This is a genomic window from Bradyrhizobium tropiciagri, assembly GCF_018130505.1.
Classification (GTDB): domain Bacteria; phylum Pseudomonadota; class Alphaproteobacteria; order Rhizobiales; family Xanthobacteraceae; genus Bradyrhizobium; species Bradyrhizobium tropiciagri_B.
In genome coordinates, this window is record NZ_JAFCKH010000002.1 from 597,708 (window position 1) to 615,551 (window position 17,844).

Annotated in this window: 21 protein-coding genes and 2 tRNA genes; 15 read left to right on the plus strand and 8 right to left on the minus strand. The window is 64.0% G+C overall.

Annotated features, from left to right (window positions below):
• Nucleotides 1-28: 28 nt before the first annotated feature.
• Entirely contained in the window at nucleotides 29-436 is a 408-nt protein-coding gene (locus tag JQ633_RS07060; RefSeq protein ID WP_211983854.1) for a winged helix-turn-helix transcriptional regulator, read from the minus strand.
• A gap of 101 nt (nucleotides 437-537) precedes the next feature.
• Here JQ633_RS07060 and JQ633_RS07065 point away from each other — a divergent pair, with 101 nt between their 5' ends.
• The gene (locus JQ633_RS07065; protein ID WP_211983856.1) at nucleotides 538-1,599 is read left to right on the plus strand and encodes an SDR family oxidoreductase; all 1,062 of its coding nucleotides are present in this window, start codon (nucleotides 538-540) and stop codon (nucleotides 1,597-1,599) included.
• A gap of 99 nt (nucleotides 1,600-1,698) precedes the next feature.
• Here JQ633_RS07065 and JQ633_RS07070 read toward each other — a convergent pair.
• Nucleotides 1,699-1,773: transfer RNA gene (locus JQ633_RS07070), tRNA-Thr, on the minus strand.
• Between the two features lie 318 nt (nucleotides 1,774-2,091).
• Between JQ633_RS07070 and JQ633_RS07075 the strand changes: the two genes are divergently transcribed.
• The 13 genes from JQ633_RS07075 (at nucleotide 2,092) to JQ633_RS07135 (ending at nucleotide 11,715) form a co-directional block, all read left to right on the plus strand.
• Nucleotides 2,092-2,289, plus strand: coding sequence for a hypothetical protein (locus JQ633_RS07075; RefSeq protein ID WP_211983857.1), 198 nt, complete (start codon nucleotides 2,092-2,094; stop codon nucleotides 2,287-2,289).
• 38 nt (nucleotides 2,290-2,327) lie between these two features.
• Nucleotides 2,328-4,022, plus strand: coding sequence for an FAD-dependent oxidoreductase (locus JQ633_RS07080; RefSeq protein ID WP_211983859.1), 1,695 nt, complete (start codon nucleotides 2,328-2,330; stop codon nucleotides 4,020-4,022).
• A gap of 91 nt (nucleotides 4,023-4,113) precedes the next feature.
• Nucleotides 4,114-4,422, plus strand: a complete 309-nt coding sequence (locus JQ633_RS07085) for a UBP-type zinc finger domain-containing protein (protein WP_211983861.1) — start codon at nucleotides 4,114-4,116, stop codon at nucleotides 4,420-4,422.
• 143 nt (nucleotides 4,423-4,565) lie between these two features.
• A complete protein-coding gene (locus tag JQ633_RS07090; RefSeq protein ID WP_211983863.1) occupies nucleotides 4,566-5,066 on the plus strand; it encodes a hypothetical protein in 501 nt (166 codons plus the stop codon).
• 135 nt (nucleotides 5,067-5,201) lie between these two features.
• Nucleotides 5,202-6,026 (plus strand): alpha/beta fold hydrolase, encoded by an 825-nt coding sequence (locus JQ633_RS07095; RefSeq protein WP_211983865.1) that lies wholly within the window; start codon nucleotides 5,202-5,204, stop codon nucleotides 6,024-6,026.
• Between the two features lie 138 nt (nucleotides 6,027-6,164).
• Nucleotides 6,165-6,590 (plus strand): DUF2948 family protein, encoded by a 426-nt coding sequence (locus JQ633_RS07100; protein WP_211983867.1) that lies wholly within the window; start codon nucleotides 6,165-6,167, stop codon nucleotides 6,588-6,590.
• A gap of 110 nt (nucleotides 6,591-6,700) precedes the next feature.
• Nucleotides 6,701-7,996, plus strand: a complete 1,296-nt coding sequence (hisD, locus tag JQ633_RS07105) for a histidinol dehydrogenase (RefSeq protein WP_211983869.1) — start codon at nucleotides 6,701-6,703, stop codon at nucleotides 7,994-7,996.
• Nucleotides 7,993-8,496 (plus strand): UPF0262 family protein, encoded by a 504-nt coding sequence (locus JQ633_RS07110; RefSeq protein ID WP_211983871.1) that lies wholly within the window; start codon nucleotides 7,993-7,995, stop codon nucleotides 8,494-8,496. The genes hisD and JQ633_RS07110 overlap by 4 nt, the downstream gene beginning before the upstream one ends.
• Nucleotides 8,497-8,541: 45 nt before the next feature.
• Nucleotides 8,542-9,006, plus strand: a complete 465-nt coding sequence (locus JQ633_RS07115; protein ID WP_211983873.1) for a low molecular weight phosphatase family protein — start codon at nucleotides 8,542-8,544, stop codon at nucleotides 9,004-9,006.
• Between the two features lie 264 nt (nucleotides 9,007-9,270).
• Nucleotides 9,271-9,900: a Maf-like protein gene (locus JQ633_RS07120; protein WP_050423304.1), complete on the plus strand. Its 630-nt coding sequence runs from the start codon at nucleotides 9,271-9,273 to the stop codon at nucleotides 9,898-9,900.
• 239 nt (nucleotides 9,901-10,139) lie between these two features.
• Nucleotides 10,140-10,322, plus strand: a complete 183-nt coding sequence (gene yacG, locus JQ633_RS07125) for a DNA gyrase inhibitor YacG (protein ID WP_211983875.1) — start codon at nucleotides 10,140-10,142, stop codon at nucleotides 10,320-10,322.
• 124 nt (nucleotides 10,323-10,446) lie between these two features.
• Entirely contained in the window at nucleotides 10,447-11,424 is a 978-nt protein-coding gene (locus JQ633_RS07130) for a Bug family tripartite tricarboxylate transporter substrate binding protein (RefSeq protein ID WP_211983882.1), read from the plus strand.
• A gap of 215 nt (nucleotides 11,425-11,639) precedes the next feature.
• Nucleotides 11,640-11,715: transfer RNA gene (locus JQ633_RS07135), tRNA-Phe, on the plus strand.
• Between the two features lie 279 nt (nucleotides 11,716-11,994).
• On the opposite strand, the gene JQ633_RS07140 is transcribed toward JQ633_RS07135, so the two are convergent.
• The 6 genes from JQ633_RS07140 to JQ633_RS07165 form a co-directional block, all read right to left on the minus strand.
• Nucleotides 11,995-12,834 carry an esterase/lipase family protein gene (locus JQ633_RS07140; protein ID WP_211983884.1) on the minus strand — a complete coding sequence of 280 codons (840 nt, stop codon included), beginning with the start codon at nucleotides 12,832-12,834 and terminating at the stop codon, nucleotides 11,995-11,997.
• On the minus strand, nucleotides 12,831-13,370 hold the full coding sequence (locus tag JQ633_RS07145; RefSeq protein ID WP_211983886.1) for a hypothetical protein: 540 nt from the start codon (nucleotides 13,368-13,370) through the stop codon (nucleotides 12,831-12,833). The genes JQ633_RS07140 and JQ633_RS07145 overlap by 4 nt, the downstream gene beginning before the upstream one ends.
• Before the next feature lie 127 nt (nucleotides 13,371-13,497).
• Complete coding sequence (locus tag JQ633_RS07150; protein WP_211983888.1) at nucleotides 13,498-13,890, minus strand: alpha/beta fold hydrolase; 393 nt, start codon at nucleotides 13,888-13,890, stop codon at nucleotides 13,498-13,500.
• Between the two features lie 171 nt (nucleotides 13,891-14,061).
• Nucleotides 14,062-14,343, minus strand: coding sequence for a hypothetical protein (locus JQ633_RS07155; protein WP_211983890.1), 282 nt, complete (start codon nucleotides 14,341-14,343; stop codon nucleotides 14,062-14,064).
• Between the two features lie 132 nt (nucleotides 14,344-14,475).
• On the minus strand, nucleotides 14,476-15,126 hold the full coding sequence (locus tag JQ633_RS35410) for a DUF4019 domain-containing protein (protein ID WP_211983892.1): 651 nt from the start codon (nucleotides 15,124-15,126) through the stop codon (nucleotides 14,476-14,478).
• 345 nt (nucleotides 15,127-15,471) lie between these two features.
• The gene (locus JQ633_RS07165) at nucleotides 15,472-16,227 is read right to left on the minus strand and encodes an ArsR/SmtB family transcription factor (protein ID WP_211983894.1); all 756 of its coding nucleotides are present in this window, start codon (nucleotides 16,225-16,227) and stop codon (nucleotides 15,472-15,474) included.
• Nucleotides 16,228-16,380: 153 nt separating this feature from the next.
• Here JQ633_RS07165 and JQ633_RS07170 point away from each other — a divergent pair, with 153 nt between their 5' ends.
• Complete coding sequence (locus tag JQ633_RS07170) at nucleotides 16,381-17,793, plus strand: MFS transporter (protein WP_249158892.1); 1,413 nt, start codon at nucleotides 16,381-16,383, stop codon at nucleotides 17,791-17,793.
• Nucleotides 17,794-17,844 lie beyond the last annotated feature (51 nt).

Below are 17,844 nucleotides of genomic sequence, written 5' to 3' on the forward strand. Positions count from 1 at the left end.
GGTGCGGAAGCCACGGACGACCAGCAGTTCAAACGTTCAGATCGTGCGATGCGTCGGCCTCTCTTCGTCGAGAGGTCGGCCGTAGTCGTAGTTCGTCCAGCGCGTCTGCGTTGCGACGCCCCCAATCGTAAAGCATCTCGAGCGGCTCGATGAAGCGAACACCCAGCGGTGTCAATTCGTAATCGACCGCCGGCGGGATCGTGGGATGATGGTGACGCCTGATGAGGCCGCTGGCTTCCATTTCGCGCAGTGTCTGGGTCATCATCTTCCGGGAGATGCCGGGGATGCTTCGATGCAGGACGCCGGCGCGACATCGATCGCCGTGCCGTGCGTGCAGGACGTGCAGAACCATGCTCGTCCATTTGGTTGCGAAAAGATCGAGGATTCGCCGCGGCGCGCAATCCTCCCGCCAATCATCGTTCGTGTCGTCGTTCAAGGTGGGAACCTTTCGGTGTCCAGGACCCCATTCGGTGCGTTCTGGTCGGGCTTTCTGAGCATCACTACGTGTTGCTTCCGGATATAGGCAAGGATCCTGAAATGACACGTAAGGCTCTCGTCGTCGGTGCAAGCGGAATCGCGGGAAGCGCGGCAATCTCGGCGCTGCTTGCGGGTGGTTGGGAGGTCATCGGATTGGCGCGTCATCCGCCCCGCCGGCCGGACCTGGTTCCGGTCGCCGTCGACCTTCAGGATCCGGTTGCCGTCCGGACTGCATTGGCCGATCTCCGTCCAAGTCACGTCTTCTTTACGAGCTGGGTTCGACAAGCAACAGAAGCAGAAAATATAAGAGTGAACGGGACTATCGTCCGCAACGTGCTCGACGCACTGCGTCCGGCGCGCTCGCTCCGGCACTTTGCGCTCGTCACCGGTCTCAAACACTATTTGGGACCCTTCGAGTCCTATGGGCAGGGAAAGCTTCCGCAGACGCCGTTTCGCGAGGACCAGCCGCGTCTCGAACTCGCCAATTTCTACTATGCGCAGGAAGACGAGGTCTTTGCGGCGGCCGAGCGCGACGGATTCTCGTGGTCGGTGCATCGCCCCCATACGATCATCGGCAAGGCGATCGGCAACGCCATGAATATGGGAACGACGCTGGCGGTTTACGCCAGCATCTGCGGCGCGACCGGCCGCCCTTTCTATTTTCCCGGTTCGCCCACGCAGTGGGAGAGCCTGACCGACATGACGGATGCGCGAATTCTCGCTCGCCATCTGATCTGGGCGGCGACCACACCCGCCGCTGAGAACCAGGCCTTCAACGTCGTGAACGGCGACGTCTTCCGCTGGAAGTGGATGTGGCAGCGGATCGCCGAATGGTTCGGAATTCCAGCCGCGCCGTTCGACGGAACGGTGCGGCCGCTCGAGCAACAGACTGCGGCCGACGCCGGCATCTGGACCACAATCGCCGCCGAGCGGCGGCTGATCGAGCCGAACCTCGGTCGATTGGTGTCGCCTTGGCATACCGACGCCGATCTCGGTCGTCCCATCGAGGTGCTGACGGACATGTCCAAGAGCCGGGCCCTGGGGTTCACGGACTATGAGGCGACCGACAAGGCATTCTTCGATCTCTTCGCGGAATTGCGACGGGACTCACTGATCCCGTGAAATTGCGCTTACAGAGTGCATGTGCGGAGGGGGCGGTCGGTGCGCGAAACGGCGTTCAGCGCCAAAGGTACTGAAAATTCATCCGAAATTCTCGAGGGATGGTGCTGCCAGACAGGATTGAACTGTCGACCTCTCCATTACCAATGGAGTGCTCTACCACTGAGCTACGGCAGCATGCCCGGGAAAAATTGAATCGGCCCTGAGGGCCCGTCCAAGCGGCCGGTTCTTGCCACAGGCCACCCTTTCGCGCAAGCGAAACAGCGCCCCTGCTGCCCGGGAAATCGGCAGAAATTCACGTTCTGCGCCAGTGATTCCGTCGCTTGTGGCCGAATTCCGGCCCGATCGGTTCCGATTGCGCCGGGGAAGTTCCGGATCGCGGGGCCGCCGAATCATGATGGCGATGCGCAACCGGTCGATCGGGCAGGGTGCGCCGGCGTGCGCCATTGCTTATGCTGTTCGGCGCACGCAAGACGTGGCGGTTGAGAATTTGGAATGACGGGCGATCGAGGCAAGAGCGGCGGAGAGGCCGAATCCCACGTGAAGGATTCACGGCAGGACCGGCTGAAGCTGGCCTTGCGCGAAAACCTGAAGCGGCGGAAATCGCAGGCCCGTGGCCGGGACGATGCGGCAGCTTCCGAATTGCGCGACCCGCCGCCGGACGGCGCGGACGGAGACGAGCCCGGACGCTAGCTGCTGCGCGTGATGCCGAAGAAAGTGGGGCGCCGAGAATGGCTGCAGACGACACGACGACGATCAACCGGCTCGAGGCGACCGCCTACGCGTTCCCGCGCCACGAGCAGACCTTTCCGACCCTGACGGCACTCGAGATCGAGCGCATGCGCCGCTTCGGCGAGCTGCGGCAATACAAGGACGGCGAGGCGCTGTTCGAGACCGGCAAGCCCGGACCCGGCATGTTCGTGATCCTGTCAGGCCATGTCTCGGTCACCCAGCGCGACGGCCTCGGCCGTGTCACGCCGATCATCGACCAGGGGCCGGGGCAATTCCTTGCCGAGATCGGCCAGCTCTCGGGGCGCCCCGCGCTGGTCGACGGCCACGCCGAGGGTGAGGTCGAGACATTGCTGCTGCCGCCCGAGCGGCTGCGTGCGCTGCTGGTCGCCGAGGCCGATCTCGGCGAGCGCATCATGCGCGCGCTGATCCTGCGCCGGGTCAGCCTGATCCAGGGCGGCGCCGGCGGACCGGTGCTGATCGGCGAGGCCGGTACCATGGCGCGGCTGGAGAATTTTTTGGCGCGCAACGGCCAGCCGCGTCATGTGCTCGATCCCGAGACCGACAAGGATGCCGCCGATCTCATTGCGCGCTATTCGCCGACCCGCGCCGAGCTGCCGCTGGTGGTCTGTCCGAACGGCACCGTGCTGCGCAATCCGTCGGAGACCGCGCTGGCAATGGCGCTCGGCATGATCGGCGGCAAGAAGCATGACCGGCTGTACGACGTCGCGGTGGTCGGCAGCGGCCCGGCCGGGCTCGCGACCGCCGTTTATGCGGCGTCGGAAGGGCTGTCGGTCGCGGTGTTCGATTCCCGCGCCTATGGCGGCCAGGCCGGCGCCAGCATGCGGATCGAGAATTATCTGGGATTCCCGACCGGCATCACTGGGCAGGCGCTCGCCGGGCGCGCCTTCAACCAGGCGCAGAAGTTCGGCGCCGAGATGCTGATTCCGGTCTCGATCAAATCGCTCGACTGTACCAAAACCTCCGGCGCGTTCGCGCTCGCCACCGATTGCGGGCACACGATGCTTGCCAAATCGGTGGTGGTCGCGAGCGGCGCGCGCTACCGAAGGCCTGTGATCGACAATCTCGAAAACTACGAGGGCCGCGGCGTCTGGTACTGGGCCTCGCCGATCGAAGCGCGGCTCTGCGCCGAGCAGGACGTGGTGCTGGTCGGCGGCGGCAATTCCGCGGGCCAGGCGGCGGTGTACCTGTCGGCGCATGCCCGCAAGGTCATCATGATGATCCGCGGCGGCGGGCTCGGGGCCAGCATGTCGCGCTATCTGATCGAGCGCATCGAAGCGACGCCGAACATCGAGCTGATGTTCAACACCGAGGTGGTCGGGCTCGAGGGCGTCGAAACGCTGGAGCGCGTGCGCTGGAAGAGCCGGCTTGCGCCTGATCAATTCACGATCGACATCCGCAATCTCTTTTTGTTCGTCGGCGCCGACCCGGCCACTTCCTGGCTCGACGGCTGTGGCGTGCAGCTCGACCGCGGCGGCTTCGTGCTCACCGGCAGGCCGAGCGGCGATATCGCGCGCCCGGTGCCGCTGCTCGAGACCACGGTGCCCGGCGTATTCGCCGTCGGCGACGTCCGCTCCGGCTCGGTCAAGCGCGTCGGCGGCGCGATCGGCGAGGGCGCCCAGGTCGTCGCCGCGCTGCATGGCTATCTTGCGGATGCGGGCAGCCCGTCGCTGTAGCCAATAACGAGAGGGTGCAGCTAGATTGCAGCTGATCCCGTCATCCTGACAGATGACGGATTCAACAGGCGCGCAAGTTGAAAGGCATACAATGTCAAAAGGCTGCACCCACATCGCCGGCATCAAGGACGTGACGCCGAGCGCGCTCGGCTGCGAGGAGTGCCTGAAGAGCGGCAGCCGTTGGCTGCATCTGCGGATCTGCCGAACCTGCGGCCATGTCGGCTGCTGTGACGATTCCCCCAACAAGCATGCGACTGCGCATTTCCATGCCACCGGTCATCCCGTGATCGAAGGCTACGATCCGCCGGAAGGCTGGGGCTGGTGCTATGTCGACGAGGTGCTGTTCGACCTGTCGAAGCGCAAGACGCCGCACAACGGGCCGATTCCAAGGTATGATTGATTCAACTTCTCACCGGGTGCATCGGTGGGCGGATGACCTGCAAAATTCTCATCACATGTCGGACATCCTGCCATCGAAGCATGTAGCAATTTCGTGTTACGCATCGTAACGTCTGCAAGGGTTCTCAACGGGGAGTTCGCGGCATGTCGACGTTGGTGCTTGTCCACGTGATCATCAGCCTGATCGCTATCGTCGCCGGCCTGATCGTGATGTTCGGGCTGCTCGGTTCGAAGTCGATGCCCGGGATGACTGCGACCTTCCTGCTGCTCACGATCCTGACCAGCGCCACCGGCTTCGTCATCCCGCCGCTGGTGACCGAGAAGCTGCTGCCCTCGCACATCATCGGCGGTCTTTCGCTGGTGCTGCTCGCGATCGCCTGCATCGCGCTCTATGTGATGCGGCTCAATGGCATCTGGCGCCCGGTCTACGTCGTCACCGCGATGGTCTCGCTCTATCTCAACGTCTTCGTGCTGGTGATCCAGAGCTTCCTCAAGGTGCCTGCCCTTGCTGCGCTGGCGCCGGCCGTGGCGCCCAACCCGCCGTCCGGACCGGTGTTCGCCGCCGTGCAGGGCATCGTGCTGGTGTTCTTCGTCGTGGTGACCATCGGCATCTGGCGCCGCTATAGGCCGATGCGCCTCGCCTGATCGCGCGCGCCCTCAAGGCGCCGCGTGGGACACGCGCCGGCGTGAGCCCGGAGCCATGAAATCATTCGATCGAGATTTCGGGTTCGGCACTACGCGTCGCCCGAAATGACGCTTACCCGAGCAAAGGAGCAAAGCATGCCCACCATCACCACCAAAGACGGCGTCGAGATCTTCTACAAGGATTGGGGCTCGGGCCAGCCGATCGTGTTCAGCCATGGCTGGCCGCTGTCGTCGGACGATTGGGACACGCAGATGCTGTTCTTCGTCGGGCGCGGCTTTCGCGTCGTCGCCCATGACCGCCGCGGCCACGGCCGTTCCGCCTTGGTCGCCGACGGCCACGACATGGACCACTATGCGGACGACCTCGCGGCGGTCACCGCGCATCTCGACCTGAAGAATGCTGTCCATGTCGGCCATTCGACCGGCGGCGGCGAGGTCGTGCGTTACATCGCCCGCCACGGCGAGAGCCGGGTCGCCAAGGCGGCGATCCTCTCCGCGGTGCCGCCCCTGATGGTGCAGACGGCGAATAATCCGGGCGGCCTGCCGAAATCGGTGTTCGACGACCTGCAGGCCCAGCTCGCCGCCAGCCGCTCGCAATTCTACCGCGATCTGCCGACCGGCCCGTTCTACGGCTACAATCGGCCCGGCGCGAAGCCGTCTGAGGCGGTGATCCAGAACTGGTGGCGTCAGGGCATGATGGGCGGCGCCAAGGCGCATTACGACGGCATCGTCGCGTTCTCGCAGACCGACTTCACCGAGGACCTCAAGAAGATCACCGTGCCGGTGCTGGTGATGCACGGCGACGACGACCAGATCGTGCCCTACGCCGATTCCGCCCCGCTCTCGGCCAAGCTTCTGAAGAACGGCACGCTAAAGACCTACAAGGGCTTCCCGCACGGCATGCCGACCACGGAAGCGGAGACGATCAACGCGGACCTGCTGGCCTTCATCAAGGGGTGAGGTGCGGGCTGCCGTATCCGCGAACTTCGCCTCTCCCGCTTGCGGGGGAGGCCGACGCGCTCAGCGGCCGGGTTCCCTCGGCCGCTTTTCGTCCGGCAGCGTGGTCCCTCCGGCGCCGTCAGGCGTTATAAGTACGTCATGTCCGAGCCCGCTCCCCTCAAGCTGATCGCCCTCGACGCCGATGACCTCGCCGTCATCTCCGCCCATGTCCAGGACGCCCGCGTCCAGGCCTGCGACATCGTGTGGCGCCAGAACGAGAAACGCCTCGTGATCGGCATGAACCGGCTGGACTGGGAGCCCACCCTGTCCGGCGGCACCTGCTCGCGGCGGCTGGTCGCCGCGCTGCGCTTCGACCGGGTGCTGGCCTGCAAATCGCGCAATATCGACCTTCAGGCCCCCGAAGCCAGCCTGGAACTGCTCGGGATCGAATTTCACGCCTCCGACCCGCCCGGCGGCTGCGCGCTCCTGATGTTCGGCGAGGGCGCCGCGCTTCGGCTGGATGTCGAGTGCCTGGAGTGCGAATTGACCGACCTGGGGACGGACGAGCTGGGTACGGCGCCATGATGCCGTCGTCCCGGCTTTCGCCGGGAGGACGGGCGCCAAGGGTTGACGGCCATAATCCGCCGCGCCATTGAGCAGGGGACCCGATCCCGAATCCCCGTTAGAAAGCCGCCATGCCCGTTCGCCTGGACCGACAGAGCGCCGATTTCGACCAGCGTTTCCGCGACTTCCTGGCGGCCAAGCGCGAGGTATCGGCCGACGTCGAGCGCGCCACCCGCGCCATCGTCGACGACGTGGTGGCCCGCGGCGACGCCGCGCTGCTCGAGGCGACCAAGAAGTTCGACCGGCTCGACATCGCCGCCGCCGGCCTGCGCATCACCGCGGCCGAGATAGCCGCCGCGGTCAAGGCCTGCGACCCCAAGACCGTCGACGCGTTGAAATTCGCCCGCGACCGGATCGAGACCTTCCACCGCCGCCAGTTGCCGAAGGACGAGCGCTTCACCGATGCCGAAGGCGTCGAGCTCGGCTGGCGCTGGAGCGCGGTCGATGCGGTCGGCCTGTACGTGCCCGGCGGCACCGCGGCCTATCCGTCCTCGGTGCTGATGAACGCGGTGCCGGCCAGGGTCGCCGGCGTGCCCCGCGTCGTGATGGTGGTGCCGGCGCCGGACGGCAAGCTCAACCCGCTGGTGCTGGCGGCGGCCGATCTCGGCGGCGTCTCCGAGATCTACCGCGTCGGCGGCGCCCAGGCGGTGGCCGCGCTGGCCTATGGCACCGCGACGATCGCGCCGGTGGCCAAGATCGTCGGCCCCGGCAACGCCTATGTCGCCGCCGCCAAGCGGCTGGTGTTCGGCAAGGTCGGCATCGACATGATCGCAGGTCCCTCCGAGGTGCTTGTGATCGCCGACGACACCGGCAATGCCGACTGGATCGCCGCCGATCTGCTGGCGCAGGCCGAGCACGACGTCAGCGCGCAGTCGATCCTGATCACCGACAGTCCGCGGCTCGCCGCCGATGTCGAGCGCGCGGTCGAGGCCCAGCTTGCGACGCTGCCGCGCCACGCCATCGCGCGCGCCTCGTGGAACGATTTCGGCGCCATCATCCAGGTCGCAAAGCTCGATGACGCGGTCGAGCTGGCCAACGCGATCGCCGCCGAGCACCTGGAGATCATGACCGCCGACGCCGAGGGCCTGTCGGCCAAGGTCCGCAACGCCGGCGCGATCTTCCTCGGGGCGCATACGCCGGAGGCGATCGGCGATTATGTCGGCGGCTCCAACCATGTGCTGCCGACCGCGCGCTCGGCGCGGTTCTCCTCCGGCCTCGGGGTGCTTGACTTCATGAAGCGAACCTCGATCCTGAAGTGCGGGCCGGATCAGCTCCGTGCGCTCGGGCCCGCCGCGATGACGCTCGGCCAGGCCGAGGGTCTCGATGCCCATTCACGTTCCGTCGGATTGCGCCTCAACCTCTCATGACCAAGTCCCCCGCCGACGAGGATTCCAACAATCGCATCGTCGCGGTGACGCTCGACGAGGAATCGATCGGCCGTTCCGGGCCCGATATCGAGCATGAGCGCGCGATCGCGATCTACGACCTGATCGAGCAGAACGTGTTCGCGCCCGAGGGCGCGGCAACGGGGCCCTACACGCTGCATATCGCGATCACCGGCAACCGGTTGATGTTCGACATCCGGAAAGAAGACGGCGCGCCCGTGGTGGCGCATCTTTTGTCGCTGACCCCGTTCCGCCGCGTCGTGAAGGACTACTTCATGATCTGCGACAGCTACTACCAGGCGATCCGCACCGCGACGCCGGACAAGATCGAGGCGATCGACATGGGCCGCCGCGGCATCCATGACGAGGGCTCGCGCACGCTGCAGGAGCGCCTCAAGGGCAAGGTGCGCGTCGACTTCGAGACCGCGCGCCGGCTGTTCACGCTGATCACTGTGCTGCACTGGAAGGGTGAGGGCGCATGATGATGAGCGACGGGGGCGTGCCCCGGCCGAAAAAAGCCTGATCGGATGGAAGCGCCGCGCGCGCGCAATCCCCAGGCCGTGCTGTTCGCATGCGGCCACAACGCCGTGCGCTCGCCGATGGCTGCCAGCCTGTTGCAGCAGATGTTCCCGCAAGGCCTCTATGTCCGCTCGGCCGGCGTCAAGAAGGGCGAGCTCGATCCGTTCGCGGTCGCCGTGATGGGCGAGCTCGGCCAGGACATCTCCGGGCACAAGCCCACCACCTTCGAGGAACTCGAGGATTGGGAAGGGCTGAACTTCGACCTCATCATCACGCTGTCGCCGGAGGCGCACCACAAGGCGCTGGACCTCACCCGCACGGTCGCTGCCGACGTCGAATACTGGCCGACCCACGATCCCACCAACACCAGCGGCAACCGCGAGCAGAAGCTCGACGCCTATCGCGAGGTCTGCGACGGCCTGTTGCTGCGCATCCGCCGCCGTTTCGCGAGAACCGGGGCGGCGAGCGTGTAGATGCGTAGGATGGGTGGAGCGCAGCGATACCCATCACGTTACGCGGGGAAATGATGGGTATCGCTGCGCTCCACCCATCCTACGGCCCCTCGAAATGCGCTCCACTTTGCCCCTTGTCGCCAGACTGACAAACAGCTGTGCTTATGGGGCCCTGTCGCCCTCGGGGAGCGCGATTCGCGGCCGGGTTCCCTGGTTGTGCAACCATGCCTCATCCGATAGGTTCCGCGCGCTCGCCCGTCCCGCCGATTCCAGCCAAAAAGCCGAATGTTAGGCCGTCCCAAATTCGTTCTTGCTTCCGGTTCGCCGCGGCGGCTGGCCCTGCTCAACCAGGCCGGCATCGAGCCTGATGCGCTGCGCCCGGCCGATGTCGACGAGACCCCGCGGCGGGGCGAGCTGCCGCGCGCCTGCGCCAACCGCCTGGCGCGCGCGAAAGCCGACGCAGCGCTGAAATCGGTGCAGCTCGACGACGATCTGCGCGGCTCCTTCATCATCTCGGCGGATACCGTGGTCGCGGTCGGCCGCCGCATCCTGCCCAAGGCCAATCTGGTCGACGAGGCCGCGCAGTGCCTGCGGCTGCTGTCGGGCCGCAACCACCGCGTCTACACCGCGATCTGCGTGGTGACGCCGCGCGAGGCGTTCCGCCAGCGCCTGGTCGAGACCCGCGTCCGCTTCAAGCGGCTCAGCGAGGACGACATCCAAGCCTATATCGGTTCCGGCGAATGGCGCGGCAAGGCCGGCGGCTATGCCGTGCAGGGCATCGCCGGCTCGTTCGTGGTCAAGATGGTCGGCTCCTACACCAACGTCGTCGGCCTGCCGCTCTACGAGACCGTGACCCTGCTCGGCGGCGAAGGCTTTCCGATCCGCCACGGCTGGCTCAACGCCGTCGCGGTGTGAGTGGCTGGGCCCGTCGCAGGGGGCGCCTGGCCAAAACACGAAGAACAACCCCATGCAAAGTAGCCGGCGGCTGCCAGCGTTCGACACGGCCGCTTGACACGTCGGGCAACTCAGCGGTATTCTTCCATTATTCCGAAATCATGCAGGCGCCATCGCTCCCACCCGCAAGCGGGAACGGGGCAGGGCGGAACATGCGTCGGCCTCTTACATTTCCAATCGATGCTAACCTGTCTGCCGCCATGACCGACCAAGCCGAAAAGCCCCAAAGTCCCCCGCGCCGCTGCCCGATCTGCGGCAAGCCCGTCGAGCAGGCCTTCCGCCCGTTCTGTTCCCCGCGCTGCCGCGACGTCGACCTGAACCGCTGGCTGAGCGGCTCCTACGTGGTCCCCGGCCGCGAGGGGGACGAAGAGGACGCGGATTAGCGGCGCTCTCCGATTCCGCCCCGTTCCCCGGTGCGCGCCGGATTGCTTTCGCCGCCCCCCGTCGCCACACTCGCGCCAACTGCACGACCCGAGGCCAATCGGACGATCAGGGAGGAGAGGACCGATGCTGAACCGCCGCAACTTCGTCGGGCTTGCCGCCATGGCCGCGCCCGCAATCCTGACCGGGCGCGCGTGGGCGACCGGCTGGCCGGCCAAGCCGGTGCGGATCGTGGTGCCGTTCACGCCGGGCGGCTCGACCGACATCACCGCGCGGCTGGTCGGCAACCGCCTGCAGGAGGTCTGGGGCCAGACCGTCGTGGTCGAGAACAAGCCCGGCGCCGGCGGCAACATCGCCGCCGACCTCGTCGCCCATTCCGACCCGGACGGCTACACCGTCTTCATCGTCGGGCCCGGCATGGCCACCAACCCGTTCCTCTATCCGTCGCTGAGCTACGATCCGGTCAACGATTTCGCGCCGGTGACGATGCTGATCACCCAGCCCAACCTGATGTGCGTGCCGAATACATCGCCGGCGCACTCGGTGAAGGAGTTCATCGCCTACTGCACCGGCAACCGCGGCAAGGTGACCTTCGCCTCGTCGGGCAACGGCACCACGCTGCATCTCAGCGGCGAGCTGTTCAAGCGGCTCGCCAATGTGGAGATGACGCACATTCCCTATCGCGGCGGCGCTCCGGCCATCAACGACCTGATCCCCGGCCGCGTCGACGTCATCTTCGACAACATGCCCTCGATCCTGTCGCACGTGCAGGCCGGCCATGTGCGCGCCCTCGCGGTCACGACGAAACAGCGCGTCGGCGTGGTGCCGGATATCCCGACGCTGGACGAGGCCGGCGTGCCCGGTTTCGACGTGTTCTCGTGGTTTGCCTTCTTCGTGCCCGCCAAGACCCCGCCGGAGGTGATCGCCAAGATCCACGACGACACCAACGCCGCGCTGGTCCACCCGCCGGTAAAAACCCGTTTCGAGCAACTCGGCGCCAACCCGAAAGGCTCGACCCCGACCGAACTGGCCGCGTTCCTGAAATCCGAGACCGACAAATGGGGCCCGGTGATCCGCGACGCCCGCATCAAGGTGGAAAACTAGGAGGGCCGTCTCCACCACGATCACCCGATCGCAGCGCGCAGGGTGGCCTAACTCCCGTCGGGCAATTGGAATAATGTCATTTTTTCAATGTGTTGCGGGCGGCCCCAAAGCCGGGCTCGCCGCGCCGAAGCCAACGGCGAAGGCGGGTGGACACAGCCCTCCGACCTCTCTATAAACCGCCCGCTCGCTTCGGCCTTTGACGGCCCAGCCGGTATGCCCAGGTAGCTCAGTTGGTAGAGCATGCGACTGAAAATCGCAGTGTCGGTGGTTCGATCCCGCCCCTGGGCACCACGCTTCGCCCTGCGGGCTGCGCGTGGCGCCGCCCCGCTAGGCGACAGGATCAGTGTAGACGCACTGCCGTTATCTGAAAAAAGCTCCGTAGCTCCATTGCAACTGCGGGCTCCTGCAGCCGCTGAGCAGCAGCTTCTTGGCCCGGATGGCGTTGAAGCGGCTCGGCTTCGATGTCTTTCATGACCTGCATGTCTTTGCACATCTCCGCGATCAGCGATGCGATCGAGGCTTCGTTGTCCTGAACCCGCTTCGCTGGATCGCGTCGGCGTACTTCCCACTTCAATGCTGTTGTTGGCCGGGTTGTCGAGCCAGAGCGGACGCGTCCGGATGGGAGTTCGGCAGATCGAAAGCTAGTGCCAGTGCAGCGACCAACAGCGCCAATAGGATATACTTCAACTTGAAAATCGACAGAACCTGCAGCCAGGCCTTGGTAGGTTCCGGCTCCCCCGCAGCAGAGACAATTTCGCCATTTCGGAGAAAAGGAACCCAGAACTTCCGGCAGAAGTCAGCCTTCAGGAAGTGCCCGTGTCCGGCTCCATTGTGCCATCGGTCACGGACCAGCGGGCGTAGAAAGCCATATGTTCCGGCGGAGCCATAGCCTGTCGTGATGCTCTCTGCGATGGCGGGCCAAATGTCACGAGTGCCGACCTCGTTGATGATGGGAGCGGAGAACCGGTCCTGAAGTTGTTCAAATCCAAACTTATAGGGGACGACACTTCCGCAAAAGATGATGCGGTGAAATTTTCGATCGAAGCCTTCTTTCATCAAATGCGAGACGACGAACGTCCCAAAACTATGCGCAATGATCGAAATCGGTCTGTTGGGGTTGTTCTGGACGACAATGTTGATTTGATTCTCCACATCCTCGATCGCCTGCCGCCGAAAGTGCCAGATCGGCAGCAGGAATTTGATCAAGTTGAAGCGGCCATAGTTCGTGGGCTCGACCTTGAAGCCTGCTTCCTCCAATGTTCTGCGGATAGTGGTTTGCCAGAGCGCAAAATCGCGGATGCCGTGAACGAGGACGACAACGTCGTTCTCCGCCGCGCTCGCATTAGTGCTCAACGGGTTTTCCAATCGCTGAACAAAACTCTCGCTTTGTGTTTTGCGCCGCTCAGTCATTGGTCACCATCTTTGACCAAATCTGTGATGGGCGGCAGCTCTCTTTTTTTGCCGGAGATCTTTCCTAGGTCCTCCAGAACTCCGTTCAGCTCACGATGCAATTCGCGAAAATTCTTTGCCGTCAATGCGTGTACTTCTATCAGCCACTCTTGTCCCGCGGCGGCGATATATTTGTCCATTTCAAAATGTTCATCGTCTCTTTTACGTACCAACTGCCACCGAGTGCTTCCGTAGAACGTTGTCCACAAACCTCCGGCTTCGTACAAATGTGCCGCACCCCGGTTGACCCACTTTTCGTAAGCTAGCCACAGCAGATCGTACGCCCGCTCGGTCCGCTCCGTGACAGGTGAAGGTCTGCGGTCTTCGCGATCAGGTTTCAGCAAAAATAGAGCAGCGGACCCCATGAGCTTGGAAAACAAAATGCCCGGGGCGACAAACCCCTTCGACATAAGCTCAACTAGTGCCTCTGGGGCTGGTTTCCCCGACGCCACAAGGCGGTCAACCAAACCGCGTAAATCGAATTTTTGCTCTTCCATCGTTGTCCCCACACCATTGAGCCAACTGAACGTGGATTTTGTTCGTCTTCACTCTCCATGGGCGTCGCAGCTTGTGTCACGCAAACCTGAAGTAACCCATTGATTGTTTTCGAGCAGTGAGACACGTTTAGCTTGCTTGAGCCCACGATTCAACAGCTAACACTAAGCCTGAAAATCGCGGTGTCCGTGTTTGATCCCGCCCCTGAGCACTACGCTTCGACCTGCGGGTCATGAGAGCGCAGACCGACCGCGCTTGCCCGAAAAAACTCCGTAGCTTCCTCGCGACCAACTCCGGCTTGCCGACGTTGTCGGCGGCGATGTGGTCGGCTTTGGCAGGCTCGATCCGTGCGGCGCGCGGCAGCACGCCGGCGAGGGCGTCGAGCGCGGTCCTGAGGAATTGCGGGCTTTTGCCGCCGCCGAGCAGCAGCGTGTCGGCGCGGATCGCGCTGAAGGGCTGCAACGGCGCGGCTTTGCCGAAGTGCGTAGCGCAACCTGGTTTTTGCTTGATGCAACCCCGCATTTCGCTTCGCTCATGCGGGCTACTTGCTGATATCCGAAGTGGGTCCGCTTCTGGCCCATAGCCGGCCTTTGCTCGGAAGGCCGCAATGTCCGCTGCACCGAATGAAGCGGATAGAGGCCAAGCAGGCTGCCTAGTCGGCTTGTGACCCATAGCGGAACAAAGATGGCTTCCCTATAGAGGGTAGCGCCATTTCAGCGCGCGGCGCAGGAAAAGCAAAGCCACGATGATGGCGATGGCGGCCCACCAAAGGATAGCCGGGACCGGCGAGTGCTGATTGTGAGTGTAGGCAATGCAAAGCACTAAGGCCAACAGGACGGCGACCAGCGCGTTTGAGACCCAATACAAAGGCGAGCGTAGAATCCCTGTTGCTGCGAGTTCGGCAGTTCGTTCGCGCGCCCGCGCAACGCGCCACCAACAGAAGCCGACGAAAGCCAGGGTAATGATCCACTCCATTGCCAAGCTATTCTCATGCGATTCTGTAAATAGTCTTAGTCAAACGCCTCAAATTGACTTCGGCTTTTGACCCGAAGCGGTCGTTCGAAACCGACGGAACCGAAGTTTCGGAAACCCACGTGACGCTTGCTTTCAGTGCCGCGACGGAGGCGCTATCGATCCATAGTTGGGACAGTTCGTGGCCAACGCCGCCCACATCTGGTCAAGAACTGCGCCCGTTTTGTCGCGCTCGATTTTTGCGGCGGTGGCGTTGTCTATGAAATTACTCTCTTGGCGCATGACCTCGAAATCACCGCCGGACGGCCTCTGATAGAGCACCACATAACCGCAATGTCGGTCTATGTTCACGAACTGAGTGGCGACGTCGATGGCAGCATACACTCCGCGAAACGGCGCGGCGGCTGGATCTTTGGTCCAAGTGACCTTCAAAATATTCCGCCGCACTAACGTGCCCGATCGTTCACGAAATTCACGATTCTTCTGGATGAACTGCGAAAGAGGTAACGAATTCCGGTTGGCTTCGGCCATCATGGCGTACGTGCGCTCATACTGTTGCTGATCGAGTGCAGAAAAGTAGTCGCTTGTCTCTTTGAGAACCTGCTCCTCTTGGATACGGGAGGGTAGCCAGCCCGGCGCTGAGTCGCTCGTTATGTTTACCTCGCGGCGAGGGCTCGACCTTGCAGGGTCTTGCACTGGAGAGTTCTGAGTCCTCCCAGCCGATCCAAAGATCCCTAGCGCCGCTATCGCTGTCATCAAAGCCGCAAAGATTGGCGACAATTTCATTGTCTTCCTCGGGTCGCACAGCAATTTCTCATACAAGGGAGTCACAACGCAAGGTGTTGCTCCACATAGTTTATCGATTGGTACGGGAGATTCCGGTATTGGCCCTTACCCGACCTCTGATCAGAATGTACCAATGTCCGCTGCACCGAACGAAACGGACAGAGGCCAAGCAGGCTGCCTAGTCGGCTTGTGACCCAAGGCGGACTTCGTCGAATTTTTCTCACTGGCCGCGTCGGCTTGCTTGGTCGCACAAGGCAATTCCGCGACCTCGGATGTCAATACGGACGATAGTAGCCGCGGCCGAAGCGGCCGATGCTCTGCTGGCTCCATTGCGGGGGAGGCTGCCTAAACCGGGATAACCGCTGCCCGGCGTCGGGACAGTGATGCAACAGGCCCCTTGCAGGCGTCGGTTGGTGGTGCGGCCTCAATACCGAACGTTGTGGCAAGTTCTCTGACGCCAGCGGGAGTCACGAGGAGCGCGCGGCTATCGCGGATATGCTCGACCCAGTCGTGCTCGAGGGCGTGGCGAAGAATGGCGGCGCCGACCGCCCCGGCCAGATGCGGCCGGCGCTCGCTCCAGTCGAGACAAGCTCGGCAGAACACCCGGCGCCTGGAGGCGAGGCAAAGATCGACGCCCAACGCATCGAAGAATGACCGACCGGCATCGGTCAGTTGGCCGCCATCCTCGTCGAGCAGAACAAACGACTGCTGGACCAGCCGGTCGGCGATTGCAACGGCGATGCGGCCAGCCATGTGGTCATAGCACGTGCGCGCGTGTCGAAGCGTCTCGCCGCCGCGCCAGAGATTGCGCTGTTGCGCGGGACCTTCCTGCGCCACCACCATGAGAGCTTCCAGCATGCGTGCGACAAGCGGAGAGGCCAGGCGGAAATATCGTCGTCGGCCCCGCCTTTCGAGCGCGAGCAGTCCGGCGTCGCTGAGTTTCGCGAGATGGCCACTCGCCGTCTGCGGCGCCACGCCGGACAGATAGGCGAGCTCCGTGGCGGTCAATGTTCGGCCATCCATCAGCGCACTCAGCATGTTGGCGCGCGCGGGATCGCCGACGAGTGCCGCGACCTGCGCGATCTTGGGTCCCGTGTCCATGTCTTGATCCTACATGTCTTGATCCTACGCCGCCCAGGACGCAGCGCCAAGCACGAACACTTCGGCGAAGATCGTAGTGTTTCCGCGAGACCGGCGCGATCGCGGGACATAGATCTGAGCCGTCAAATCCTCACAGACAACCGAGTGTGATCAATGCAGCCAACTTTGCTCGACACAAGGCGTCGGGAACAAGCCCGCTCCGACAACACGTCATTGCATTCGCAACTCGCCAAGCCGCTGGCGCTTGCGGCCATGAGCCTCGGCCTTGGCGTGGTGCAGCTCGACATCACCATCGTCAACACCGCGCTGAGCAGCATCGGGACCTCGCTCGGCGGCAGCGTCGCCGAACTGCAATGGGTGGTGACCGCCTATACCATCGCGTTCGCTGCCTTCATTCTGACTGCCGGCGCGCTCGGTGACCGCGTTGGCGCCAAACGGATATTCATGGCGGGCTTTGCCATCTTCACGCTGGCTTCGCTCGCCTGCGCACTGGCCTCGTCGGCGCCGTTCCTGATCGCCGCGCGCGCCGTGCAGGGCCTGGCGGCGGCGATCCTGGTGCCGAACTCGCTGACGCTGCTCAATCACGCCTACGCCGATCCGAAGGCGCGCGGCCGCGCGGTCGGCTTCTGGGCTGCAGGTGCGAGCGTCGCATTGACCGCAGGGCCGTTCGTCGGCGGTGCGCTGATCGCGCTGGTCGGCTGGCGCTCGATCTTCCTGGTCAACCTGCCGATCGGCGCCGCCGGCCTCTGGCTCGCATGGCGTTATGCGGAGGAGACGCCGCGAATAGCGCAGCGCGAGATCGATCTGCCGGGCCAGATCGCGGCGATCGCAGCGCTCGGCACGCTGGCCGGGGCCCTGATCGAGGGCGGCGTGCTCGGCTGGAGCCATCCGCTCGTCATCATGGGCTTCGCGGCGGCGGCCGTGATCGGACTCCTGTTCGTATGGCGCGAGGCACGCGCGCCACAACCGATGCTGCCGCTCTCGCTGTTCGGCCATCGCATGTTCGCGCTGACCGCGCTGGTCGGGCTCCTCTTCAACATCGCCTTCTACGGCCTGATCTTCGTGCTGAGCCTCTATTTCCAGCAGGTCAGCGGCTGGTCGCCGTTCGCAACGGGCCTCGCCTTCGTGCCCATGATGGCCATGGTGCTGCCCGCCAACCTCGTCGCCGCGTCGGTCAGCGAGCGGCTGGGCGCGCCGCAAACCATCGCGCTGGCTTCGATGATCACCGCCGCGGGCTGCATCGCGCTGCTGCCCATGACCTCAGGCACGAGCTACTGGGCGATCGGCGTGCAACTCGTCGTCCTCGGCGGCGGCCTCGGCCTGCTCGTGCCGCCTTTGACCTCGACACTGCTCGGCAGTGTCGAGAAGTCGCGATCCGGCATCGCCGCAGGCGTGCTGAATGCGACGCGACAAACAGGCAGCGTGCTTGGTGTCGCCCTGTTCGGCTCGCTGGTCGAAGGGGACAACGGGTTCATTGCAGGCGCACATGCCTCGCTGGTGATATCGGCTGCCGTGTTGCTCGCAGGTGCGGTCGTGATCTGGCTTGGCCGGTCAACGAAGGGATGATGAAGAGGACATGTGCGGACCGGGTAGGAACCACGGAACGCGGGAGCGCCC